Annotated in this window: 19 protein-coding genes; 6 read left to right on the top strand and 13 right to left on the bottom strand. The window is 70.6% G+C overall.

Annotation, left to right across the window (positions count from 1 at the left end):
- Positions 1-13 precede the first annotated feature (13 nt).
- Positions 14-1,102 carry an ADP-ribosylglycohydrolase family protein gene (locus tag OHS71_RS07940; RefSeq protein WP_328478226.1) on the bottom strand — a complete coding sequence of 363 codons (1,089 nt, stop codon included), beginning with the start codon at positions 1,100-1,102 and terminating at the stop codon, positions 14-16.
- A gap of 211 nt (positions 1,103-1,313) precedes the next feature.
- Here OHS71_RS07940 and OHS71_RS07935 point away from each other — a divergent pair, with 211 nt between their 5' ends.
- Complete coding sequence (locus OHS71_RS07935; protein ID WP_328484437.1) at positions 1,314-2,432, top strand: glycerate kinase; 1,119 nt, start codon at positions 1,314-1,316, stop codon at positions 2,430-2,432.
- A gap of 6 nt (positions 2,433-2,438) precedes the next feature.
- Here OHS71_RS07935 and OHS71_RS07930 read toward each other — a convergent pair whose 3' ends face one another.
- From OHS71_RS07930 to OHS71_RS07885, 10 genes are all read right to left on the bottom strand, one after another.
- The gene (locus tag OHS71_RS07930; RefSeq protein WP_328478224.1) at positions 2,439-3,668 is read right to left on the bottom strand and encodes an alpha/beta hydrolase; all 1,230 of its coding nucleotides are present in this window, start codon (positions 3,666-3,668) and stop codon (positions 2,439-2,441) included.
- A 203-nt stretch (positions 3,669-3,871) separates the two neighbouring features.
- Positions 3,872-4,690 carry a CDP-diacylglycerol--serine O-phosphatidyltransferase gene (gene pssA, locus OHS71_RS07925; RefSeq protein WP_328484436.1) on the bottom strand — a complete coding sequence of 273 codons (819 nt, stop codon included), beginning with the start codon at positions 4,688-4,690 and terminating at the stop codon, positions 3,872-3,874.
- A 22-nt stretch (positions 4,691-4,712) separates the two neighbouring features.
- Positions 4,713-5,369: a phosphatidylserine decarboxylase gene (locus OHS71_RS07920; protein ID WP_189925758.1), complete on the bottom strand. Its 657-nt coding sequence runs from the start codon at positions 5,367-5,369 to the stop codon at positions 4,713-4,715.
- 170 nt (positions 5,370-5,539) lie between these two features.
- Complete coding sequence (locus OHS71_RS07915) at positions 5,540-6,745, bottom strand: acyl-CoA dehydrogenase family protein (protein ID WP_328478219.1); 1,206 nt, start codon at positions 6,743-6,745, stop codon at positions 5,540-5,542.
- A gap of 2 nt (positions 6,746-6,747) precedes the next feature.
- The gene (locus tag OHS71_RS07910; RefSeq protein WP_328478217.1) at positions 6,748-7,260 is read right to left on the bottom strand and encodes a MaoC family dehydratase; all 513 of its coding nucleotides are present in this window, start codon (positions 7,258-7,260) and stop codon (positions 6,748-6,750) included.
- Positions 7,261-7,265: 5 nt separating this feature from the next.
- Positions 7,266-8,231: an HpcH/HpaI aldolase/citrate lyase family protein gene (locus OHS71_RS07905; protein ID WP_328478215.1), complete on the bottom strand. Its 966-nt coding sequence runs from the start codon at positions 8,229-8,231 to the stop codon at positions 7,266-7,268.
- Entirely contained in the window at positions 8,228-10,255 is a 2,028-nt protein-coding gene (locus OHS71_RS07900) for a protein meaA (protein ID WP_328478213.1), read from the bottom strand. Before OHS71_RS07900 ends, OHS71_RS07905 begins: the two co-directional genes overlap by 4 nt.
- Before the next feature lie 17 nt (positions 10,256-10,272).
- Positions 10,273-11,616 (bottom strand): crotonyl-CoA carboxylase/reductase, encoded by a 1,344-nt coding sequence (ccrA, locus tag OHS71_RS07895; RefSeq protein ID WP_328478211.1) that lies wholly within the window; start codon positions 11,614-11,616, stop codon positions 10,273-10,275.
- Between the two features lie 425 nt (positions 11,617-12,041).
- Entirely contained in the window at positions 12,042-12,857 is an 816-nt protein-coding gene (locus OHS71_RS07890) for a TetR family transcriptional regulator (protein ID WP_328478209.1), read from the bottom strand.
- A gap of 136 nt (positions 12,858-12,993) precedes the next feature.
- Positions 12,994-14,799, bottom strand: a complete 1,806-nt coding sequence (locus OHS71_RS07885; RefSeq protein WP_328478207.1) for a 3-hydroxyacyl-CoA dehydrogenase family protein — start codon at positions 14,797-14,799, stop codon at positions 12,994-12,996.
- Between the two features lie 476 nt (positions 14,800-15,275).
- On the opposite strand from OHS71_RS07885, the gene OHS71_RS07880 reads away from it, so the two are divergent.
- Together OHS71_RS07880 and OHS71_RS07875 are read left to right on the top strand one after the other, a co-directional pair.
- Entirely contained in the window at positions 15,276-15,851 is a 576-nt protein-coding gene (locus OHS71_RS07880) for an adenylosuccinate lyase (RefSeq protein ID WP_328478205.1), read from the top strand.
- Positions 15,852-16,073: 222 nt separating this feature from the next.
- Positions 16,074-17,201: a tryptophan dimethylallyltransferase family protein gene (locus tag OHS71_RS07875; protein WP_328478203.1), complete on the top strand. Its 1,128-nt coding sequence runs from the start codon at positions 16,074-16,076 to the stop codon at positions 17,199-17,201.
- Positions 17,202-17,398: 197 nt separating this feature from the next.
- On the opposite strand, the gene OHS71_RS07870 is transcribed toward OHS71_RS07875, so the two are convergent.
- Together OHS71_RS07870 and OHS71_RS07865 are read right to left on the bottom strand one after the other, a co-directional pair.
- Positions 17,399-18,976, bottom strand: a complete 1,578-nt coding sequence (locus OHS71_RS07870; RefSeq protein WP_328478201.1) for an alpha/beta hydrolase — start codon at positions 18,974-18,976, stop codon at positions 17,399-17,401.
- Positions 18,977-19,123: 147 nt separating this feature from the next.
- The gene (locus OHS71_RS07865; RefSeq protein ID WP_328478199.1) at positions 19,124-20,173 is read right to left on the bottom strand and encodes an Rv2578c family radical SAM protein; all 1,050 of its coding nucleotides are present in this window, start codon (positions 20,171-20,173) and stop codon (positions 19,124-19,126) included.
- A 212-nt stretch (positions 20,174-20,385) separates the two neighbouring features.
- Here OHS71_RS07865 and OHS71_RS07860 point away from each other — a divergent pair, with 212 nt between their 5' ends.
- From OHS71_RS07860 to OHS71_RS07850, 3 genes are all read left to right on the top strand, one after another.
- Positions 20,386-20,829, top strand: a complete 444-nt coding sequence (locus OHS71_RS07860; RefSeq protein ID WP_328478197.1) for an SRPBCC family protein — start codon at positions 20,386-20,388, stop codon at positions 20,827-20,829.
- A gap of 419 nt (positions 20,830-21,248) precedes the next feature.
- Complete coding sequence (locus tag OHS71_RS07855; RefSeq protein WP_328478195.1) at positions 21,249-23,780, top strand: ATP-binding SpoIIE family protein phosphatase; 2,532 nt, start codon at positions 21,249-21,251, stop codon at positions 23,778-23,780.
- Positions 23,781-23,931: 151 nt separating this feature from the next.
- The gene (locus OHS71_RS07850; RefSeq protein ID WP_328478193.1) at positions 23,932-24,657 is read left to right on the top strand and encodes a class I SAM-dependent methyltransferase; all 726 of its coding nucleotides are present in this window, start codon (positions 23,932-23,934) and stop codon (positions 24,655-24,657) included.
- The last annotated feature ends 258 nt before the right edge of the window (positions 24,658-24,915 follow it).

The following is a 24,915-nucleotide window of genomic DNA, read 5'->3' as shown; positions in this document are numbered from 1 at the left end:
GCCGCGTGTCGGGTCAGTTCTCCTGCGGCCGGTCCCGGGTCCCGGCCAGCCGCGTCGTCCGGCGCGCCAGGTCGCTGATACGCGCGCCGTCGAAACCGAACACGGCGCTGCGCACGGTGTCCTCCAGCGGCTCCGTCCACCGGCGCGGGATCGCCGAGGCCCCGGTGAGGACGCCGGCCACGGAGCCGGCCGTCGCGCCGTTGGAGTCGGTGTCCAGGCCGCCGCGCACGGTGAGCGTGACGGTCCGGGTGAAGTCGCCGTCGCCGTACAGCAGTCCCGCGGTGAGGACGGCGACGTTCGGGACGGTGTGGATCCATCCCAGGCCCGCCGTCTCCTGCGTCACCGTCGTGAGGGTGTCCTCCCAGGTCATACCGGCGCCGTGCAGGGAGGCGACCCGGCGTACGGCACGGGCGAGGCGACTGCTCGCCGGGACGACGGCCAGCGCCTCGTCGAGCGCGCCGCGCACCGTCGGCGCGGTGAACGCCGCCGCGATCAGCGCCGCCGCGAACATCGCGCCGTACACCCCGTTGCCGGTGTGCGAGAGCACCGCGTCCCGGCGGGCCAGGGAGGCGGCGCGGCGGGGCAGGCCCGGACAGGTCCAGCCGTGGATGTCGGCGCGGATCAGGGCGCCGATCCACTCCTGGTACGGGTTGTCGTACGTCGCCGTCAGCGGCGGCTTCAGGCCGGCCGTGAGATTGCGGTAGGCGGCCCGTTCGGCGGTGAACGTCTGGAGATACGGCAGCCGCCGCAGCCACAGGTCGCCCACCTCCTCGGTGCTGAAGCCGAAGCCGTGCGTCTCCAGGAGGTCGAGGCCGAGGATGGCGTAGTCGACGTCGTCGTCACGGCAGCTGCCGTGGATGCGGCCACGCACGCAGGCGCGCCACTCCGGGCGCAGCCGCAGACCGTCCTCCTCGGTGGCCGGCTCGGGCAGGTAGTCGGTGAGCGGCAGGGCGGCGGCCCGCCGCAGGTAGCCGTCGATGCGCTCGCGCGTCCACACGTCGCCCTGCTCGACCGGTTTGCCGAGCATGTTGCCCGCGATCCGGCCCAGCCAGCCCCCGAGGACGCGGTCGGCGAACTCGGGCCCGCCGCCCACAGGAGTCATACGTCCGGTCTACCGGATCGCGCGGACACGCGCGAGGGCTCCGACGGCGCCACAGCGGCGGCTCAGGGTTCCTCCGGGGTCCGGCACCGCATGACGCCGGGGGCGCGTTGAGGTTATGGTCACAGCGGCGCGACTGGCCCTGACGTGCGCGGGGCCCGGAGAGCAAGGGGATGGCAAGGTGACGGACGTTCCAGCGCGGGGCACCCGACGGGTGCTCGTGGCGGCGGACAAGTTCAAGGGCTCACTGACGGCCGTGGAGGTCGCCGAGCGGGTGACGGCCGGGCTGCGCCGGGTCGTGGCGGACGTCGAGGTGGAGGCCCTGCCCGTCGCCGACGGAGGTGACGGGACCGTCGCCGCCGCTGTCGCGGCCGGGTTCGAACGCCGGGAGGTACGGGTCGCCGGCCCCCTCGGCCAGGAGATCACCGCCGCCTTCGCCGTGCGCGGTGACACCGCGGTCGTGGAGATGGCGGAGGCCAGCGGTCTGCAACGGCTCCCGGCCGGTGTCCTCGCCCCCCTCACGGCGTCGACGTACGGCTCCGGAGAGCTGCTGCGCGCCGCGCTGGACGCGGGCGTGCGGACGATCGTGTTCGGGGTCGGAGGCAGTGCCACCACGGACGGCGGCGCGGGCATGCTGTCCGCGCTCGGCGCGCGGTTCCTGGACGCCGACGGCGAGCCGGTGGCGCCGGGCGGCGGCGGCCTCGCGGACGTGGTCCGCGCCGATCTGTCGGAGCTGGACCCCCGGCTGACCTCCGTGGAACTGATCCTGGCCAGCGACGTCGACAACCCGCTGACCGGCCCCAAGGGCGCACCGGCGGTGTACGGCCCGCAGAAGGGCGCCTCGCCGGACGACGTGAAGACACTGGACGCGGCACTCGCGCACTACGCGCAGGTGCTTCACGCGTCGGTCGGCCCGAAGGCGGCGGAGTACGCCACCGCGCCGGGCGCGGGCGCCGCCGGCGGCATCGGCTACGGGGCCCTGCTCATCGGCGCCCGGTTCCGCGCCGGCATCGAGGTCATGCTCGACGTGCTGGGCTTCGCGCCGGCGCTCGAACGGGCCGAGCTGGTGATCACCGGTGAGGGCTCGCTGGACGAGCAGACCCTGCACGGCAAGGCCCCCGCGGGTGTCGCCGCGGCCGCCCGGGCGGCCGGCAAGGAGGTCGTCGCCGTCTGCGGCCGCCTCGCCCTGCCGCCGGTGGAGCTGGGCCGGGCCGGGATCCGCCGGGCGTATCCGCTGACGGATGCCGAGCCGGACATCGCCAGGTGCATCTCCGACGCCGGGCCGATCCTGGAGCGGGTGGCGGAACAGATCGGCCGCGACTTCCTGAGCTGAGCGGGGCTACAGCGGGAAGAGTTCGCCGTTCACGTCCCGGTAGTAGCTGCCGCTGGTGAGGCCCCACACCTTGTACTTGTTCTGGAGCCAGTGCTTCGAGATCTCGTGCACGACGTCGGCGCGGCGCTCCCAGACCACGGAGTGCCCCGCGCCCTCGAGCTGGAACATCAGCTTCCGTTGCCCCTTGACGGCCGCGTACAGGGCGGGCACGGAGAAGCGCTGGACCGGTGGGGCCGGGGAGGTCGCGGGGGTGTTCACCGTCTTGTCCAGTTCGCCGTGGACGATGACGAGGGGCACCCGGTCACCGAGGACATGGGTGCCCTCCGGGTTCTCGAAGGGCGCCGTCTCGTTGTTCCAGCCCCACCAGTAGGAGTTGCGGTATCGGTGGATGCCCTGGAACACGCCCGGCGACAGCTCCTTCCCCCAGGTACTGCCCACGGCGTCGTTCGCCATCATGGCGGCCCACACCCGGTCCACCATGCCGGGATCCCGCTGGGACGGGCTGCCCTGCTCGCGGTCCCATGCGTCCTCGAAGTTCTTCTTGCTGCTGACGTGCATCGGGAAGCCGAAGACGGAGGGAGGTTGGGACACAGGCAACGTGGCGGCCTCCTCCGGGCGTCCGAAAGGCCTCATGAGGTCGCCCGACCACCGTCCCAGAGGCGGGAAGATCGGGGCGAGCAGGAACAGGCTCTTGACGTCCTCGGGGTGCTGGAGAGTGTAGGGCCCCATGACCGGCCCGGCGGCGGACCAGCCGATGAAGTCGATCGGTGTGGTCATATGGGGCAGCGCCTTGATGAAGGCGATCACGGTGGCCAGCTCCGCCCACTCGCTCTCGGAGTTGCCCAGCTCGTGCGGATACAGCGGCGTGCCGGTGTACGGGACCGGCAGCGGGTTGGGGGCCAGGATGTCTCGCTGTGCCGGGTTGGCGTTGCGGGGTTCGTCCATCTTCGGACGCGGGGACCGTCCGTTGCCCTGGAGGTCCATCAGGAAGACGTCGTAGTGGTGCGAGGCCAGCTGCTGTGCCCAGCTGTACGCGATGTCGGACCCGGAGCCGGTCAGGTCGTACCCGGCGAGTACCGGCACGCTCCGGCCGTGGAGCATCAGCACCGGTGAGCGGGGCTGGTTGCCCTGAGTGCCGTTGTACTCCCGGACGAAGAGTTTCACGGCGTCGCCCTCGTTGGCCGGGATCTTCGAGATGTGCGGGACAAGGTGGTCCTTGGGGGCAGGGACAGGCATGGTCGTTCTCCCTCCATGAAGCGGGACAAATCACCGCTGATCCCCCTGATTCCACCGTCCTCTTCTCCCTCGCTCACTGCAACTGGGCGTGAGCGGCAGGTAGTTACCTGGTCAAGAGGTAGAACAGACGCCCTTGAACGCGAAACGGGTGCGGCCCGGACCTCGAAGGTCCGGGCCGCACCCGTCAAGCGGTGGAGTGGAGGTCAGGGCAGCTGCGCCGCCCGGGCCTCACGCCGGTTGCCGCGGAAGTTGTTCACCCGGCGGGCCGTGGCGAACAGCGGGATGACCGCGCCCATGACCAGCTGGAGCGCACATCCGGTCTGGAGCAGCAGCTGACCGCTCGGGGCGTCGAACGCCCAGGCCGCCAGCAGACCCATCGACAGCACGATCCAGGCGAGCATCGCGCCGGCGAGGCGGCCCCGCGGCTTCGGGTACTCGACCCGGCTCACCATCAGCCAGGCGGTGCCCAGGATGGCCATCAGGGTCGCCACGAAGGGCAGCTCGAGCAGCACGATCGAGACGACCGTCAGCGCGCCGAACGGCGACGGCATGCCCTGGAAGGTGCCGTCCTTGACGGTGACGCACGAGAATCTGGCGAGCCTGAGCACCACCGCGAGCAGCACCACGATCGCGCCGACCGCCGCCACCCGCTGGTGGGCGTCGTCGGCGACCATGCCGTAGACCAGGACGAAGTAGGCCGGGGCCAGCCCGAAGCTGATCAGGTCCGAGAGGTTGTCCAGTTCCGCGCCCATCGGCGAGGAGCGGAGCTTGCGTGCGACCAGGCCGTCGAAGAGGTCGAAGACCGCCGCGCAGAGCATCAGGATGACCGCCGTGGCCGCGCTGTGGCGGGCCATGCCGGATTCCTGGCTGCCGGTGAGGTGCGGGATCAGGATGCCGGTGGTGGTGAAGTACACCGCCATGAAGCCGCACGTTGCGTTGCCGAGGGTGAGCGTGTCCGCTATCGACAGACGCAGGGAGAGGGGCATCTCCTCTTCTTCGTCCACGTCGTCGGCCTCGGGCACCCAGCCCGCCTGGGGCTCCGGGTCAATCACGGTCAATGCGAGTCACCCCTGCCACCGTCTTCTGCCCCACCTCGACCGCGACGTCCACGCCCTCGGGCAGGTAGATGTCGACGCGCGAGCCGAAGCGGATCAGGCCGATCCGCTCGCCCTGCTCGACCTTCGTGCCCTCGGGGATGTAGGGGACGATGCGGCGGGCCACGGCTCCGGCGATCTGGATCATCTCGATGTCACCGAGCTCGGTGTCGAAGTGCCAGACGACGCGCTCGTTGTTCTCGCTCTCCTTGTTGAACGCCGGCACGAACCCGCCGGGGATGTGCTCGACCGACGTCACGGTGCCGGCCAGCGGCGCGCGGTTGACGTGGACGTTGAGCGGGCTCATGAAGATCGCGACCCGGGTGCGTCCGTCCTTCCACGGCATGATGCTCTGCACCACACCGTCGGCGGGGGAGATGACCCGGCCCGGAGCGATCTCGCGCTCGGGGTCGCGGAAGAACCACAGCATGCCCGCCGCGAGAGCGGTGGCGGGCACGGCGACGGCCTTGGCGGCACCCGAGCGGCGGGCGCGCAGCAGGCTGACGGCTGCGGTGGCGACGGTCGGCAGAAGCCACGGCGATGCTCCGCGCGCGAGGCGTGCGCCTACCAGGCTGTCGCGGTGTGCAGAGGTTTGGCTGTGGGGCATGGATGACCTTCGTAGCGGATGATGCCGCGCTTCGACGGGGGGACGGCGGCTTTCCGCGATCGTAGCGGTTCGGGGCCACAACTGGGTAAGCAAGGAAGCCGAGTCGACGGCTGCGGGAAGTTGACAGGGTGTGATCTTCTTCTCGAAGAAAACACCCCCAACCCGGACAATCAGCCCTGGAACCGATACTCCTCGAGCAATCTGCGCCCGATGATCATTTTCTGGATTTCTGCGGTGCCTTCACCGATCAGCAGCATCGGGGCCTCGCGGTAGAGGCGCTCGATCTCGTACTCCTTGGAGAAGCCGTAGCCACCGTGGATCCGGAAGGCGTCCTCCACGACCTCCTTGCAGTACTCGGAGGCGAGGTACTTCGCCATCCCTGCCTCAAGGTCGTTTCGTTCACCGGAGTCCTTTTTGCGCGCGGCGTTCACCATCATCGCATGGGCGGCCTCGACCTTGGTAGCCATCTCGGCGAGCTTGAACTGAATGGCCTGGTGCTGGGCGATCTGCTTGCCGAACGTGTGGCGCTGCTGGGCGTACCGGACCCCGAGTTCGAAGGCACGCTGGGCGACGCCGCAGCCACGGGCCGCGACATTCACGCGCCCAACCTCGACTCCGTCCATCATTTGGTAAAAACCTCGGCCGGTGACCCCGCCGAGCACCCGATCGGCGGGAAGGCGCAGGCCGTCCATGATCATCTCGGTGGTGTCCACCCCCTTGTAACCCATCTTGTCGATCTTGCCGGGGATGGTCAGGCCGGGCCGGACCTGACCGAAGCCGGGCTCCTTCTCGATCAGGAAGGTCGTCATCGACTTGTGGGGCGCCGTGCCCTCGGGGTGTCCTTCGTCACTTCGGACCAGAACGGCCACCAGCGAGGACGTTCCGCCGTTGGTCAGCCACATCTTCTGGCCGTTGAGGACGTACTCGTCGCCGTCCTTCACCGCCTTCGACGTGATCGCCGACACGTCCGAGCCGAGGGCGGGCTCCGACATGGAGAAGGCGCCGCGGATGTCGCCGGCCGCCATCCTCGGCAGATAGTGGTCCTTCTGCTCCTGCGTGCCGTGCTGCTTGAGCATGTACGCCACGATGAAGTGCGTGTTGATGATGCCGGAGACCGACATCCAGCCGCGGGCGATCTCCTCGACGCACAGGGCGTACGTCAGGAGCGACTCGCCCAGACCGCCGTACTCCTCGGGGATCATCAGGCCGAACAGACCCAACTCCTTGAGGCCGTCGACGATCGCTTGCGGGTACTCGTCGCGGTGCTCCAGCTCGGTCGCGACCGGGATGATCTCCTTGTCCACGAAGTCGCGGACGGTGGAGAGGATCTCCTGCTGGATGTCGGTCAGACCGGCGGTCTGGGCAAGTCGCGCCATGGCTACTTCTCCTGCTCCTTGAGCTCGGGGCGGCCCGGCTGCTCGCCGCCGCGCTCCTTGATGTACGTCTCGGTCGGCACCATCACCTTGCGGCGGAACACGCAGACCAGCGTGCCGTCCTGCTTGTAGCCCTTGGTCTCGACGTAGACGATGCCGCGGTCGTTCTTCGACTTCGACGGCCACTTGTCGAGCACGGTCGTCTGCCCGTAGAGCGTGTCGCCGTGGAAGGTCGGCGCCACGTGCTTGAGCGACTCGATCTCCAGGTTGGCGATCGCCTTGCCGGAGATGTCCGGCACGGACATGCCGAGCAGCAGGGAGTAGATGTAGTTGCCCACCACGACGTTGCGGCCGAAGTCGGTCGTCTTCTCCGCGTAGTTCGCGTCCATGTGGAGCGGGTGGTGGTTCATGGTGAGGAGACAGAACAGGTGGTCGTCGTACTCCGTGACCGTCTTTCCCGGCCAGTGCTTGTACGTCGCCCCGACCTCGAACTCCTCGTAGGTGCGTCCGAACTGCATGGCGCTCAGCCCTCCGGGATCTCGAACTTGCCGGTGCGCTGCATGCCGGCGGCGCGTCCCTTGCCGGAGATGACCAGCGCCATCTTGCGGCTGGCCTCGTCGATCATCTCGTCGCCGAGCATCGCCGAGCCCTTCTTGCCGCCCGCCTCGGACGTGTAGTAGTCGTACGCGTCCAGGATCAGCTCGGCGTGGTCGTAGTCCTCCTGCGACGGCGAGAAGATCTCGTTGGACGCCTCGACCTGACCCGGGTGCAGCACCCACTTGCCGTCGAAACCGAGGGCGGCGGCACGCCCGGCGACCTCGCGGTAGCCGTCGACGTTGCGGATCTGGAGGTACGGACCGTCGATCGCCTGGAGGTCGTTGGCGCGGGCGGCCATCAGGATCTTCATCAGGATGTAGTGGTAGGCGTCCGCCGGGTAGCCGGGTGGCTGCTCGCCCACGACCAGCGACTTCATGTTGATCGACGCCATGAAGTCGGCCGGCCCGAAGATGATCGTCTCGATGCGCGGGGAGGCCTGCGCGATCTCGTTGACGTTGTTCAGGCCCTGGGCGTTCTCGATCTGCGCCTCGATGCCGATCCGGCCGGCCTCGAAGCCCATGGTCTTCTCGATCTGCGTCAGGAGCAGGTCCAGCGCGACGATCTGCTGCGCGTTCTGCACCTTCGGCAGCATGATGCAGTCGAGGTTGGGGCCGGCTCCCTCGACCACCGTCACGACGTCGCGGTACGTCCATTCGGTCGTCCAGTCGTTGACCCGGACGACCCGCGTCTTGCCCGTCCAGTCGCCCTCGTTGAGGAACTTGACGATGGTGTGCCGTGCCTCGGGCTTGGCGAGCGGCGCGCACGCGTCCTCGAGGTCGAGGAAGACCTGGTCGGCCGGGAGGCCCTGCGCCTTCTCCAGGAAGCGGGGGTTGCTCCCGGGGACCGCGAGGCAGGAGCGTCGCGGACGCAGACGGTTGACGGGCGTGGTCATGCGGGGACCTCCAGGGGGTCGAGCTTGTTCGCTTTGCGGATCTCGTCGACGATGCGGCCGATGATTCCGGTGATGTCGAAGTCCTTCGGGGTGAAGACCGCGGCCACGCCGGCAGCCCTCAGCTGTTCGGCGTCTCCATTCGGGATGATGCCACCGGCGATCACCGGGATGTCTGTGGCACCGGCCACACGGAGCCGTTCGAGGACGTCCGGCACCAGTTGGGCGTGCGAGCCGGAGAGGATGGACAGGCCCACGGCGTGCACGTCCTCCTCCAGCGCGGCGTCCACGATCTGCTCGGGCGTCAGCCGGATGCCCTGGTAGACCACCTCGAAGCCGGCGTCCCGGGCCCGTACGGCTATCTGCTCGGCGCCGTTGGAGTGCCCGTCCAGGCCCGGCTTGCCGACCAGGAAGCGGAGCTTGCCGACACCCATGTCCTTCGCGGTCGCGTCGACCCGGCGGCGGACGTCGGCCATGGCTGAGCCCTCCTCCGCCGGGACCGCCACCGGAGCCGACGACACCCCCGTCGGGGCCCGGAACTCGCCGAACACCTCGCGCAGCGCCCCGGCCCACTCGCCGGTCGTGACCCCGGCGCGGGCGCACTCCAGGGTGGCCTCCATGAGGTTGGCGGTGCCCTTGGCGGCCTCCTTCAGCTTCTCCAGCGCCTTGCAGGGGCGCGGGTGGTTGAAGGGCGGCTGGTAGCGGGTGTCGCGCCAGTTCTGGAGGGAGGCGATGACGCGGGCCTCGACCGCCGGATCGACCGTCTGGATGGCCGTGTCGAGGTCCGCGGTCAGCGGGTTGGGCTCGGTCGTCTCGAAGATGTTGACGCCGATGATCTTCTCCTGCCCGGATTCGATCCGGGCCCTGCGCTCGGCGTGCGAGGAGACCAGCTGCGACTTGAGGTAGCCGGACTCGACGGCGGCCATCGCGCCGCCCATCTCCTGGATCCGCTCGATCTCCGTGAGGGACTCCTCGACCAGCTCGGCGACCTTCGCCTCGATGACGTGCGAGCCCTCGAAGATGTCCTCGTACTCCAGCAGATCGCTCTCCAGGGCGAGGACCTGCTGGATGCGCAGCGACCACTGCTGGTCCCAGGGCCGGGGCAGGCCCAGCGCCTCGTTCCAGGCGGGGAGCTGCACGGCACGCGCGCGTGCGTCCTTCGACAGCGTCACGGCGAGCATCTCCAGCACGATCCGCTGGACGTTGTTCTCCGGCTGAGCCTCGGTCAGTCCCAGGGAGTTGACCTGGACGCCGTAGCGGAAGCGGCGCTGCTTGGGGTTCTCGATGCCGTAGCGCTCGCGGGTGATCTGGTCCCAGATGCGGCCGAAGGCGCGCATCTTGCACATCTCCTCGACGAAGCGGACGCCCGCGTTCACGAAGAAGGAGATACGGGCGACGACGTCGCCGAACTTCTCCTCCGGCACCTGCCCGGAGTCCCGGACGGCGTCCAGCACGGCGATCGCCGTGGACATCGCGTAGGCGATCTCCTGCACCGGTGTGGCCCCGGCCTCCTGCAGGTGGTAGCTGCATATGTTGATCGGGTTCCACTTCGGGATGTGGGAGACCGTGTACGCGATCATGTCCGTCGTCAGGCGCAGGCTCGGCCCCGGGGGGAAGACGTGCGTCCCCCGGGACAGGTACTCCTTGACGATGTCGTTCTGGGTCGTGCCCTGGAGCAGGGTGATGTCCACACCCTGCTCCTCGGCGACGACCTGGTAGAGCGCCAGCAGCCACATGGCGGTGGCGTTGATCGTCATCGAGGTGTTCATCTGGTCCAGGGGGATGTCCTGGAACAGCCTGCGCATGTCACCGAGATGGGCCACCGGCACGCCGACCCGGCCGACCTCGCCGCGGGCGAGGACGTGGTCGGAGTCGTAGCCGGTCTGGGTGGGCAGGTCGAACGCGACCGACAGACCCGTCTGGCCCTTGGCGAGGTTGCGCCGGTACAGCTCGTTGGACGCCTCTGCCGTGGAGTGACCGGCGTACGTGCGCATGAGCCACGGCCGGTCCTTCTGACGCTCAGTCATCTATGACCCCGGGTGTCTCAGATGTTGCGGAAGCGGTTGATGGCGTCGATGTGCTGGGCGCGCTTCTCCTCGTCGCGCACGCCCAGACCCTCCACGGGGGCCAGCGCGAGGACGCCGACCTTGCCCTGGTGGAGGTTGCGGTGCACGTCGTAGGCGGCCTGGCCGGTCTCCTCCAGGGAGTAGACCTTCGACAGCGTCGGGTGGATCTTGCCCTTCGCGACCAGCCGGTTGGCCTCCCAGGCTTCGCGGTAGTTGGCGAAGTGCGACCCGATGATCCGCTTCAGGGACATCCACAGGTAGCGGTTGTCGTACTCGTGCATGTAGCCGGAGGTCGAGGCGCAGGTGGTGATGGTGCCGCCCTTGCGGGTGACGTAGACCGAGGCGCCGAAGGTCTCGCGACCCGGGTGCTCGAAGACGATGTCGATGTCCTCGCCGCCGGTGAACTCGCGGATGCGCTTGCCGAAGCGCTTCCACTCCTTCGGGTCCTGGGTCTGCTCGTCCTTCCAGAACCTGTAGCCCTCGGCGTTGCGGTCGATGACCGCCTCGGCGCCCATGGCCCGGCAGATGTCCGCCTTGTCGGGGGAGGAGACGACACAGATCGGGTTGGCTCCGCCGGCCAGCGCGAACTGCGTGGCGTAGCTGCCGAGGCCACCGCTGGCGCCCCAGATCAGGACGTTGTCGCCCTGCTTCATGCCGGCGCCGTTGCGGGACACCAACTGCCGGTAGGCGGTGGAGTTGACGAGGCCCGGGGCCGCCGCCTCCTCCCACGACAGGTGGTCCGGCTTCGGCATCAGCTGGTTGGACTTGACCAGCGCGATCTCCGCGAGGCCGCCGAAGTTGGTCTCGAAGCCCCAGATGCGCTGCTCGGGGTCGAGCATCGTGTCGTTGTGGCCGTCGGACGACTCGAGCTCGACGGACAGACAGTGCGCGACGACCTCGTCGCCCGGCTTCCAGGCGTTGACACCGGGGCCGGTGCGCAGGACGACGCCCGAGAGGTCGGAACCGATGATGTGGTACGGCAGGTCGTGCCGCTTGGTCAGCTCGCTGAGCCTGCCGTAGCGCTCCAGGAAGCTGAACGTCGACACCGGCTCGAAGATCGAGGTCCACACGGAGTTGTAGTTCACCGAGGAGGCCATGACGGCCACCAGGGCCTCGCCCGGGCCGAGCTCGGGAAGGGGGACCTCGTCGAGGTGGATCGACTTGCGCGGGTCCTTGTCGCGGGTCTCCAGACCCGCGAACATCTCCGTCTCGTCCTTGTGGACGGTGATCGCGCGGTACGACTCGGGGAGCGGCAGAGCGGCGAAGTCGGCCGACGTGGAGTCCGGCGACTGGATCGCGTCGAGAATGGCCTGTGTGGTCACGGTGTTGCCTCCGGCGATGAGCGCCCTGAGGGCGGGGCGCTGAGGGTTACGTCGGTGTGCTGCTGAGGGTCTTGGGAGATGCCGTCGGTTCGGCGGGGTGGTGCTGTTCGGCAGCGCTTTGTGGCGCGGGAGGGTGCCTGTGACGCAGGCGTCCGGGCGCGCAAACCATGAGCTTGCGGGGACAGCCGGCGTACGTATGGTCTCTGCACGCCGGCCGCCCGGACACCTTCAACGTATGACACCGCGTGTCACCCCGCAAGGCACTGAGTGCCAGAACTTGGTCTCAGCTGAAATCTTTACGTAACAAATGAGCGATGATCGATCGAACGCGTCCTGAAATCCACGCGAAAAGGGGCTCTGACATGGCAAAACGGCCACCCCGTGGGGTGGCCGTCATCACAGCGTGAAGGGACTGCGAGCGGTGCTCAGCGCTCCTTGAGCGCCTGTTCGATGGCGCGCATGACCTCGTCGAGCGGGGCGTCGGTGCGGGCGACCGTCACCAGGACCTCGCCCTGCGCGGAGATCGTCGCCGGGGCCTGCTGAGCGGAGCCGGCGCTGCTGCGGCCCGCTCCGATGCCGGTCCCGAACGTCTTGCGCACGATCGCGAAGGCATGGTCGAGCTGGGCCTCCACATCGCCCTGGCCGCCCGCCCTGAGCCAGCGCCGCAGGACGTGGTTGTGGGCGGTCACCACGGCGGACGCCGCCACCTCGGCGAGCAGCGGGTCGTCGTTGGCGTCGTCGTCGTGCGCGTGCTCGTCGAAGTGACCGAGCAGATAGCGGGTGAAGAGACGCTCGTAGCGGGCCACCGAGGCGATCTCCGCCTCGCGCAGGGTGGGCACCTCGCGCGTCAGCTTGTAGCGGGCGACCGAGATCTCCGGCCGGGCCGCGTACATCTTCATGACCTCCTTGATGCCGCGGCACACCGTGTCGAGCGGATGCTCGTGCGCCGGGGCCGCGTTGAGCACCGCCTCCGCCCGGATCAACGTGTCGTCGTGGTCGGGGAAGATCGCCTCTTCCTTGGAGCGGAAGTGGCGGAAGAAGGTCCGGCGGGCTACCCCGGCCGCGGCCGCGATCTCGTCGACGGTGGTCGCCTCGTACCCCTTGGTCGAGAACAGCTCCATCGCCGCGGCCGCCAGTTCTCGGCGCATCTTGAGCCGCTGGGCGGCCGCGCGGCTTCCCGCGGCACTCTCCGGCGCGTCGGGCGTGGCTGGTGTACGTGAGGACCTGGCGGGCTGGGGCATGACCCGAACGTACTGCATGTGCGCAGCTCGGTGCGCCTGTCCGGGGTTTCCCCCGCCCTGGACGGACGGGGGCGCGCCTGCGGGGTCGAGCAGTCCGCCCCAGTCCTCTTCTCCTCGGAACCAGTCGCCGACGCCGTCAGCGGCGGGCATATTCGCGGAAGCCGCGGCCGGTCTTGCGACCGAGGCAGCCCGCGGCCACCAGGTGCTCCAGAAGCGGGGCCGGCGCCAGGCCCGGGTCGCGGAACTCGCGGTGCAGGACCTTCTCGATCGCGAGGGAGACGTCGAGTCCGACGACGTCCAGCAGCTCGAAGGGGCCCATCGGATAGCCGCCGCCGAGCTTCATCGCGGCGTCGATGTCGTCCAGGGTGGCGTAGTGCTCCTGCACCATCTTGATCGCGTTGTTGAGGTACGGGAACAGCAGCGCGTTCACGATGAAGCCGGCGCGGTCGCCGCAGTCGACCGCGTGCTTCTTGATCCGCCCGCACACCTCGCGGACCGTCGCGTGCACGTCGTCGGCCGTCAGCACCGTGCGGACGACCTCGACCAGCTTCATCGCCGGCGCCGGGTTGAAGAAGTGCATCCCGATCACGTCCTGCGGGCGCGAGGTGGCGCGGGCGCAGGCGACGACCGGCAGCGAGGAGGTCGTCGTGGCGAGGACCGCGCCGGGCTTGCACACCTTGTCCAGGGTCGCGAAGAGCTGCTGCTTGACCTCGAGGTCCTCGGCGACCGCCTCCAGCGCCAGGTCGACGTCGGCGAAGGCCTCGTAGGAGCCGGCCGGGGTGATCCGCTCCAGGATCAGGGCGGCGGCCTCGGCGGTCAGCCGGCCCTTGTCCACGGAGCGGGCGAGCGACTTGCCGATCCGGGCCTTGGCGGTCTGCGCCTTCTCCTCGCTGCGGGCGGCGAGGACGACGTCGTAGCCGGCCTTGGCGAACACCTCGGCGATACCCGAGGCCATGGTGCCGGAGCCCGCGACGCCGACCGAGGCGACCGTGCGGCCTTCGGCCCCCGCCCCGCCGGTGAGCGGCGTCAGCGCGTCCGGGACGACCGTCGCACTGCCGGGCGCCTCGTAGGTGTAGAAGCCGCGGCCCGACTTGCGGCCGGTCAGGCCCGCTTCGCTGAGCTGCTTGAGGATCGGCGCGGGGGCGTGCAGCCGGTCGTGGGACTCGGCGTACATGGCCTCCAGGACCGTACGGGCCGTGTCGACGCCGATCAGGTCGAGCAGCGCGAGGGGTCCCATCGGCAGTCCGCAGCCCAGCCGCATCGCCGCGTCGATGTCCTCGCGGGAGGCGTACCGGGCCTCGTACATCGCGGCGGCCTGGTTGAGGTAGCCGAACAGCAGGCCGTCGGCGACGAAGCCGGGGCGGTCGCCGACCGCGACGGGCTCCTTGCCGAGGTCGAGGGCGAGGTTGGTGACGGCGGTGACCGCGGTGGGCGCGGTCAGCACCGAGGAGACGACCTCGACCAGCTTCATCGCCGGCGCCGGGTTGAAGAAGTGCAGGCCCAGCACGCGCTCCGGGCGGGCCGACTCCGCGGCGAGCCGGGTCACGGAGAGTGCGTTGGTGCCGGTGGCGAGGATGGTCTCGGGCCGCACCAGCCCGTCCAGCTCGCGGAAGATCTGCTGCTTGATCTCGTACGACTCCGGCGCCACCTCGATGACCAGGTCGGCGTCGGCCGCCGTGGCCAGGTCGGTGGAGACGCGGACGCGGGCCAGCGCGGCCGTGCGCTCCTGCTCGGTGAGCCGCCCGCGCTGCACGGCGCGGGCTGTGGAGGCCTCCAGCGCGGCGAGGGACCGCGCGGCCTGTGCCTCGCTGATGTCGATGCCGACCACCTCCCGCCCGGCCTTCGCGAGGACCTCGGCGATGCCGGTGCCCATGGTGCCGAGGCCGATGACGGCGATCGTCTGGAACGGGGACAGAGGGGTGTCGGACAGGGGAGCGGCCATCGCGGGACTCCAGGAATGAGTGACGACTGGGAACGCCCCCGGTGCGCCTGGCGGCCTCGGAGGAGGCCCGGACGCACCGGGTGCGGAGAAGAGTTGCGGGTGTTGACGGGCTGCAAGCGCACACGCCCGGTGCCGTCGCCGCGGGCGCGCACACGCCCGGAAGACGAACGGAGAGATCCGACCGGCCCTGTCCCGTGGCCGGGTCGTACAGCGGTACACGGAGTACCGAACCGACTTCGCTCGCGGCGACTGCGTCACCAGGCCACCACGAGGAGGTGAGGCGAGTGGGTAACTCGCTCTTATGAGCTTAACCGGTGGGTAACGAGCACGCCAGCCCCTGTTCCTGTGACGTAATCCGCTCCGCCGCGCCCTCTTCGGCCGTCGGCCCCCGGTCGGCGCCGCGGCGGCGGACGGGCCGGGCGCCCGGTTGTCCCGGCCCGCCCTTGCCCGCGTGACCCAGCCCCTAGGCTCGGCACATGGACGAAGAGTTGCGATCACTCACGGAGCGCTTACGGCGCGAGTCCGGAGCGACGGCGGCGTACGAGCGGCTGGCGGGCGCCACGGACCTCGACGAACTCGCGGACGTGCTCACCGAGTCGGGGCAGCCGCTCTGGGCCCGCGAACTGGCCGCGTTCCGGTTGGGCCTCGCCGGGGACCCGCGCGCCTTCGAGGCGCTCGTCCTGCTGCTCAACCACCGTGACCCGCCGCGCTGCTCGTCCGCCGCCTACGCGCTGGCGCGCCTCGACGACCCGCGCACCGCCCGAGCCGCGGCCACTCTCGCCACCAACGAACGGCGCGTCGCCTACGCCCTGCACCCCGTCCGGCTGCTGGTGGAACTGCGCGCACCCGAGTCCGTGCCCGCACTGATCACGACGCTGCGGCGGAGACTGCGGCCGCACGACCCCTACCGGCGGGTGGCCCTCGCCTGCGTGGAGGGTCTGGGCACCCTGGGCGACGACCGCGCCCGGCCGGTGCTGAAGGACGCCCTCGCCCATCCCGTGCTCGCGGAGGCGGCCGTGCACGCGCTGGCGCGGATCCCGAGGCAGCGCTGACGGGCCGGACCGGCGGCCGCCCGGGTCGGCACGCAAGGACAAAAGCGCCATTCACTGGCGTTCCGGGAGGTGAGTACGTGTCGCTTATTGGTTCGTGATTCGAATACCTTCACGTGGGGAAGATCGCCCTCCGCCGAACTGCGATGGCTTGGCGCGGCCGTCGGGCTGCCGAAGTGACCGCGGACGAGGCCGAATTGGTCCGGCTATGGAGGGTGATCGACAGTGACCAGTGCGCAACTCCCCGACAACATATCCGACTTGTTCCTGCGTCAAGGAGCGGAAGGAACGTTCGGACGGTTCCTGGAGGAGAAGTGGACGGCGGTCTGCGGCGGCCTGGGGGTCGAGGGGTGGGAGACCGAGACCGTACTGCGTGACCTGCGGGAAGTGATCCACCCGTGGGGATCGCGCCCTGTCGGAACGCGTTGCGAACCCCCCTCGTTCGTCTCGGCGGACGGATTCCCCGCCGAACTCTCCGTCAGCTGGAAGGGCGGCCGTCCCGAGATCCGCATCCTCTTCGAGTCGCTCGGCTCCGACCGCACCCCGCTCGGCTGCCAGGAGGCCGGCCGCGAGCTGACGCGCCGACTGGCCGGCAGACCCGGCGCCGACATCGCGCGGTACCTCGGTATCGAGGACCTGTTCATCACGTCCGCCCCCGATCGCTACCGGGCGACCCTCTGGCACTCCCTGGCCTGGAGACCGGGGGAACAGCCCCACTACAAGGTCTACCTCAACCCGCAGGTACACGGCCTGGACCGCGCGTACGACGTCATGGCGGAAGCCATGCACCGCCTGGGCCTGGCGGAGGCCTGGGAGCCGGTGGGACAGCGCGGGGCGGAACTCGCCCGGCGGGGGCACGAGTTGGAGCTCATGGCTCTCGACCTGGACGGCGGGAGCGCTCCGCGGGTGAAGGTCTACTACCGGCACCGCCCGATGCAGATGGAGGAGCTGGACACCGTGGCGGAGCTGGCCCACCGCTACGAGCAGGGCCGGGCTGCCCGGGCGCGTTCCGTCATCTACTCGCGGGAAAGCGGCCTCGTGAGCAACGAGCCGATGACCTGCCTGGCGTTCCGGGAGGGCACGTCGGGCCCCCAGGAGGCCAACATCTATCTGCGGCTGCCGGACAACACCGGTTCCGACGCGGAAGCCGCCGCACGCATCGCCCGGCTGATGGAACTGGAGGGGATCGACCCGCGTCCCCACGCCGAGATCGTGCGGCGGCTGACGGCCGGGCGCGGGACGGACACCGGGGGGCTTCAGGAGCTGTGCAGCTACCGGACGATCTCACCGGAGCTGCCCGCGGACATCGGGGTGTACCTGCGGTTCAGCACGTATGACGGCCCGGTGGTCTGAGCGGGGAGAAGCCCCGCCGGCCAGTCCGCGGCGGCATCGCGTACCGCGTGTCCGATGCGGCGGCCCGGGCCGCCGCTCCGGGAGCGGCGCGCAGGCTCCGTGAAGTCGAGGACGACCCCTCGGAGCCCTTTTCCGGACGGGCCGGGCACGGCCGCCCCGTGGGCGGAGCCCCGGACGGCCGTCGGTCCCCCCACCGTCTAGCCGCGGAACCCCAGCAGCCCGTGCAGCGTCGAGCCGTGGGCGGTGCGTGCCGCGACCTTCGAGGTCGGTGGCTTCGGGTCGGGCTGCGCCTTGCACACCGCGTCGACCCCGCCGCTCCCGCGCGGCACCGTGCCGTCCGTCAGATACGTGGCCAGGTGCTTGTCCAGGCAGGAGTTGCCGCTCAGCGTGATGCCGTGGTTCTGGCCGCCCTCCTCGACGACCAGGCTGGAATCCCGCAGCAGCGCGTGGACCGTCGCGCCACCCTCGTACGGGGTGGCCGCGTCGTCCGTCGCCTGGAACAGCAGGACCGGGGGCAGCCCGCCGTTGGCGACGCTCACCGGTCCCACCGGCTCGTCGGGCCAGAACGCGCACGGCGCGTTGTACCAGGCGTTGTTCCAGGTCATGAACGGCGCCTTCCCGTACATCGACCAGTTGTCCGCGCGCCACTCGTCCCAGTCCCGCGGCCAGGACGCGTCACGGCACTGCACCGCCGTGTAGACGCTGTACCCGTTGTCCCCCGCGGCGTCGACGGCGGCGAAGTTCTCGTACGCCTCGACCAGCGGGGCGGAGTCCTTGCCGTTCACGTACGCCGCGAACGCCTCGGCGAGGTGGGGCCAGTAGCCGTTGTAGTACCCGCCGGGCAGGAAGGTGTCCTCGAGCTCGGAGGCGCCCACCCGGCCGTCGGCCGGCTTCGCGGCGAGGGCGGCCCGCATCGCGTACCACTTGGTCTCGACCTGGGCCGGGTCGGTACCGAGCTTGTACGTCTTGTCGTACTTGGCGATCCAGGCCATCAGGGCCCGGTGACGGTCGTTGAAGGCCAGGTCCTGGGTGAGGTTGTCCTCGTACCAGACGCCCGTGGGGTCGACGATCGAGTCCAGGACCAGGCGCCGCACCCGCTGCGGGTAGAGCTTGGCGTACACCGCGCCGAGGTAGGTGCCGTACGAGTAGCCGAAGTAGTTCAGCTGCGGGGCGCCGACCGCGGCCCGGATCGCGTCCATGTCCCGCACGGTGCTCAGCGTGTCGATGTGGGGCAGCACGCGCGCGTACTTCTTGACGCAGGCCGCGGCGAAGGACTTCGCGCGTGCGACGTTCGCCTGCTCGACCGCCTCGGTGCCCGGCACCGAGTCCGGGCGGGCGGGGCCGAAGTGGCCGGGCTGGCAGTCCAGCGCCGGCGTGCTCCTGCCCACCCCGCGCGGGTCGAAGCCGATCACGTCGTACTGGGCCGACACGGCCTTGGGCAGCGCCGACGCCACGTATCCGGCGAGGCTCAGCCCCCGGCCGCCGGGGCCGCCCGGGTTGACCAGCAGCGGGCCCTGGTACTTCTTCGCGGTGTGCGGGACGCGGGACAGCGCCAGCGTGATCTGCTCCCCGCCCGGCTCCTCGTGGTCGAGCGGCACCTTCAGGGAGGCGCACTGGAGCTTCGGCTGACCCGTGATGCCGCAGCCCTTCCAGCTGAGCGCCGCCGCGCGGGCACGTTGCGCGGGGTGCGGCGGACTCGCGTCGGCGGGCACGGCCGTGACCGTCCCGGCCACGACGGCGACGGCAGCGCACAGCGCGGCTGCACGTGGGTTCATACAGTGCTCCCGGGGCGACGAACAGACCGAGGACGGCCGGACCGCGCAGGTCACGGCCCTCGCCGCATCGTCCCGGGAAGAGCGTCCGGCAGAACCTGTTCCGGCGTTACTTGACCCGTTCGGGTCGCCGGATCCGCTCGAACGCGCTCAGATCAGCGACAGCTGGACCGGCCCGGGCCCGGCCGGCTCCGCCACCGGCTCGGGCTCCGGCTGCGGCGTCCGGCGGGGCATCCCCGCGCGCGTGGGGCCGATGCCGTACTCCTCGGCCAGTTCGTGCACCTGACGGGTGATCCGCCGCTGGTACCACTTGGGGGCGTAGGCGCCGTCCGCGTACAGCCGCTCGTACCGGCGCACCAGAGAGGGGTGGTGCTCCCCGAGCCAGGCCATGAACCACTCGCGTGCCCCGGGGCGCAGATGCAGCGCGAGCGGGGTGACCGAGGTGGCCCCGGCGGCCGCGATCGCCCGCACGGTGGCGCGCAGCTGGGAGGGCTCGTCGCCGAGGAACGGGATCACCGGGGCCATCAGCACCCCGCAGCCGATGCCGTGGTCGGTGAGGGTCCGTACGACGTCCAGGCGCCGCTGGGGAGCGGGGGTGCCCGGCTCCACGGTGCGCCACAGCTCGGTGTCGGTGAAGCCGACGGAGACCGAGACACCGACGTCGGTCACCTCGGCGGCCTTCCGGAGCAGATCGAGGTCGCGCAGGATCAGGGTGCCCTTGGTCAGGATGGAGAAGGGGTTCGCCCGCTCGCCCAGGGCGGAGAGGATGCCCGGCATCAGCCGGTAGCGGCCCTCGGCACGCTGGTAGCAGTCGACGTTCGTGCCCATCGCGACGTGCTCCCCGTGCCAGCGGGGCGAGGCCAGCTGGCGGCGCAGCAGCTCCGGCGCGTTCACCTTGACGACGATCTGCGTGTCGAAGCCGATCCCGGTGTCGAGGTCGAGATAGCTGTGCGTCTTGCGCGCGAAGCAGTACACGCACGCGTGCGTGCAACCCCGGTAAGGGTTCACCGTCCACTCGAACGGCATCCGGGAGGCGCCCGGCACCCGGTTCAGGATCGAGCGGGCCCGGATCTCGTGGAAGGTGACGCCGGCGAACTCGGGCGTGTCGAACGTCCTGGTCGTGACCGCGTCCGCGCCGAACAGCGCGGCGTCCGCCGGCCGGTCGTGGCGGGTCTCGGCGGTGAGGTTGTCCCAGCGCATGACGCCTCCTCGGTAGCACTGCCCCCACAATAGAACATCTGTTCCCATGATCGTGCGGCGGACCTTTCGGCAGCCGTTTCCGACCGCCCCGCGATCGCTTCCGGGGCGCTTGCGGGACCCCGATTTGGGCGGCCGTGGACCGGGGTGGTTGGCTTGCCCCGAACGTGCGGAACCCCGAACAACCCTGAGCAACACGGACCTGGAGGAACCCCATGGCGCAGGTCGAGGCCACCACCGAGCGGGTCGTCGCTGCGGACCCGGAGAAGGTGTTCGACACCATCGCCGACTACAGCGGCGCGCGCGGGAAACTGCTGCCCCAGCACTTCAGCGAGTACGAGGTGCGCGAGGGTGGCGACGGCGAGGGCAGCCTCGTCCACTGGAAGCTCCAGGCCACCAGCAAGCGCGTCCGGGACTGCCTCCTGGAGGTCACCGAGCCGACGGACGGCGAACTCGTCGAGAAGGACCGCAACTCCTCGATGGTCACCGTCTGGCGCGTCACCCCGGCCGGCGAGGGCAGGTCCCGCGTCGTGGTCACCACCACGTGGAACGGCGCCGGCGGCATCGGGGGCTTCTTCGAGAGGACGTTCGCGCCCAAGGGCCTCAACCGGATCTACGACCTGATCCTCGCCAACCTCGCCGCCGAGGTGGAGAAGTAGACCGACCCCCGTGCTCCCGCGGCGCCCCGGCTCCTCTCACCGCTTCGAGTGGATCTCACCGGTGACCGTCACGGCGCCGTGACCCGTCGCGCCTGCTCGTGGTTGTGGCTTCACGCGGCAACTGTCCGGCAGGCGCGACGAGAGGAGCGGCACATGGCCGGGAACACCACAGTCGTCGCCGGTCACCTCGCCGGTCGCCACCGCCCTGCGCAGGGCCGGCGGCGGGGGCGCGAAACGCGGTCCGCGCCCCGCCCACGGGGGCCGGCCGTGCCGCGAGACGGCGCCGGGACGTGCGGCGTACCCCGGCGCGCCCCGGTGAAACCAATTCCAGAATTGCCGCACATGCCGGCGGACGTGCGCCGTACGGTGGTGACGGCGGGACAGATCTTGCACAGCTCTGGGGAGAGAGGGCCTGGGCCATGGACCGTGGCACCGAGAGGGACGAACCTCCCAGCCGCGGAGCCGCCGATGGCGCGCCGGGCGAAGCGGGACAGGGATCCTCCCGCCCGGCGGGTGGCGGAGAGCCCGCCGACGCGGGATGCGTCCCGCTCGCCGTGGTCGTGGTGGACCGTGAGGGCCTCGTCTCGCACTGGAGCACCGGCGCACGCCGGCTCTTCGGAGTCGGCAAGGAAGAGGCGATCGGCCGGCCCGCCATCGACCTGCTCCCCGTCTCCGGCGCGCTCCCCGAGCCGGACGACGACCTCCTGGACGGCGGCTACGGCGGCTACGAGGACTACGCGGCCTACGACGGTCTCGGGCCCGGCCTCGACTCCTCCCTGGACCGGGGCTTCGGCTACCCGGCCGCCGGGCGCGCGAGACTGACCGTGCCCGACCGGGACCGGGACCGGGCCAGGGTCGATGTGCTGTGGTGGGCCTACCCGCTGGTCGGTCCCGGCACCGAACGGCTGCTGGTGCTGGCCGCGGACGCGGCCGCCCTGCGTCAGGACGACCCGGCCGACCCCCTCGCCGTCGAACGCGTCGCGCCCGCATTCGCCCTGCACACCGACTTCCCCGGCGCCCCGGAACTCGCCCGCCGGCTGCCCGAGATCCTGCCCAGCATGAGTGTCGGCGAGAGCGCCCGCATCGTCGCCCAGGTCCTCGAACTCGGCTACCCCGTCCTGGAGTTCAGCCAGAACGACCGGGTGCCCGTGACCCCCGACTGGGGCGTGGCCCTGCGCGTCGAGCGACGAGCCCGCCGTGAGCGGGCCGCCCGCGCCGTCGCCGAAGGGGCGCCCATATCGCGTGAGTCCGACGACGACGGCGAGGACCTCGAGTACGTCGCCGTCCGTGAGCGGCTGGAGTTCCTCAACGAGGTCAGCGGAAGGATCGGCACCTCCCTCGACCTCTCCCGCACCATCGTCGAGGTCAGCAAGGCCGTCGTCCCGCGCTTCACCGACGTCGCCGGCACCTATCTGCGTGAACAGGTCGTCGCCGGGGAGGGGTTCCCCGACGGCGTGCCGGACACGACCACCATGTGGCACCGGGTCGCCCTCGAGCACACCGACGAACCCGGCCGCTGGGACGACGTCGTACCCGTCGGCGAGGCCATGCCGTTCCCCGCGCACACGCCGTTCTTCCAGTGCATGACGACCGGACAGCCCGTCCTCGTGCCGCGCATCAGCGAGCAGATGGGCCACGCCATCGCCTCGCAGTTCGACAAGCGTGACATCCGGCCCCTGATCACCGGCCGTTCCATGCTGGTCGTCCCGCTGAAGGCCCGTGACGTCGTCCTCGGCTTCATGATCCTGCTGCGCCACCCCGAGCGGGCCCTCTTCAACGACATGGACCGGGTCACCGGCGCCGAACTTGCCGCCCGCGCGGGCCTGGTGCTCGACAACGCGCGCATGTACACCTACCAGGAGAGCGTCGCCGAGACCCTCCAGGACAGCATGCTGCCGCACATCCCGCCGCGCATGGCGGGCTGCGACATCGCCACCCGCTATCTGCCGGGCACCCTGCTGGGGCGGGTCGGCGGCGACTGGTTCGACTCGGTGAAGCTGCCCGGCTCGCGCACCGCCCTCGTGGTCGGCGACGTCATGGGGCACGGCCTCAACTCCGCGGCCATGATGGGTCAGTTGCGCACCGCCGTGCAGACCATGGCCGCCCTCGACCTGCCGCCCGCCCAACTCCTGCGCAATCTCGACGACTTGGCACAACGGCTGGGCGACACCTACCTCGCCACCTGCCTCTACGCCGTCTACGACCCCATCGAGGGCGAGCTGCACCTCGCCAACGCGGGCCACATCCCGCCGGTGCTGGTGCGTGCCGCCGACGGCCGCAGTGAGCTGCTCGAGCTGCCCACCGGCGCGCCCATCGGCGTCGGCGGCGTGCCCTTCGAGGCGGTACGCGTGCGCGTGGAGCCGGGCGACCGGCTGGTGATGTGCACCGACGGTCTGGTGGAGGTGCGCGGCGAGGACATCGGCGTGGGGCTCGCGACCCTCTGCGAGTCCGCAGCCCACCCGGCGGCCTCCATGGACGCGGCCTGCGACACCATCATCCGCGCGCTCAACACCCGTGGCGGCCGCAAGGACGACGTGGCCCTGCTCCTGGCCCGCCTCAACGGCATCGCACCGCAGGACGTCGCCGAATGGCGGTTCCCGCTCGGCCCGTCGGAGGTCGGCCGGGCCCGCGCCGTGGTCCGCGAACAGCTCCACGACTGGGGCCTGCCGAAACTCGTCGAGGCCGCCGAGCTCATGGTGAGCGAACTCGTCACCAACGCCGTACGGCACTCCCGCCGGAGCCCCGTGGCCCTGCGCCTCGTACGGGGCGACACGCTGCTGTGCGAGGTCGAGGACGACGATCACGACCTGCCGACCCTGCTGAGCGCCGGACCCGGCGACGAGTCCGGGCGGGGGCTGCGCGTGGTGAGCACACTGGCCCGGGAGTGGGGCGCAAGCCGTACGGGCGCGGGCAAGTCCGTGTGGTTCGAACTGACGCTGCCGCGCCGCTGAGCGCGGCCGGACCCGGGCGGAACGGAACGGCGTACGGTCTCGAACGCGGCGTGAAGGTATGCGTACCGTGCTTGTCGCGCCGACCGGGGAACGATAGACCGTACTCGCCCGTCACTCACGGCGGATCGGCATTGCACCTGGGGGGTTGTGCATGAGCGTGACGAGTCGGTACCGGGAGGCGTGGGAGGGCTTCTGGCGCGAGGCGCCGGACGGCCCGGGCGGTGTGTTCTGGGACGCGGAACCGAAGGTCACCGCCGCCCTCCACCTGGCTCTCTTCGAACGCCATCTGACCGACCCCGGCCTGGCGTTGGTGGACCTCGGCTGCGGAAACGGCACCCAGACCCGGTACTTCGCCGACCGTTTCCCGCATGTCGTCGGCGCCGACCTGTCCGCCGCGGCCCTCGACCACGCGCGCCGCGCGGACCTGGCCGGACAGGCGACGTACCGGCTGCTGGACGCGGCCGAGAAGGGCGCGGCCGAGACGCTGCACGCCGAACTCGGCGACGCCAACGTCTATATGAGGGGCGTCCTGCACCAGTGCGAGCCCGACGACCGGCAGCCGCTGGTAGATGGGATCGCGGCACTGGTGGGGGAGCGCGGCCGGGCCTTCCTCGTCGAACTGTCGGAGGCCGCCCGTCCCGTCCTCGGTGCGCTGGCACAGGACCCGGCCGGTCCGCCGCCGAAACTCGCGCCTGTCTTCCGGCACGGCATCGCCCCCGGTGAAGTGGCCGACGAGGCGATGCCGGCGTATCTGGGCGCCGCCGGCCTCACCGTGCTGGCTTCGGGCGAACTCCCGCTCGTCACAGCCGAGTTCGCCTCAGACGGCACCCGCATCGAGCTGCCGTCGACGTGGCTGGTGGCCGCTCGCGTCGGGTGACCGCGGTCACGGCGAAAGCGGCTGCCGCCGCTGTCACACCCCGGCGGCGCCCCTGTCAGGGGGTGAAGGAAGGGCGTTGGCCCGGACGCCCTGAGGGGCTGTCGATATGTCCACTGCCTGGCACCCGCCCCGCGCAGGGGCTGCCCCGGTCCCGAGCGGGGTGGCCGCGGCCGCGCGGGGAGCCCTCATGGCGGGCTTCTCGGCCGCCTCGGTCTTCCTCGGCGCCGGCCGGACGCTGAAGCCGCCGGCCGATCACGG

This window comes from Streptomyces sp. NBC_00377, assembly GCF_036075115.1.
Taxonomy (GTDB): Bacteria; Actinomycetota; Actinomycetes; order Streptomycetales; family Streptomycetaceae; genus Streptomyces.
Note: the sequence above shows the minus strand (reverse complement) of the source record. Positions and strands in the feature narration are given on the sequence as shown.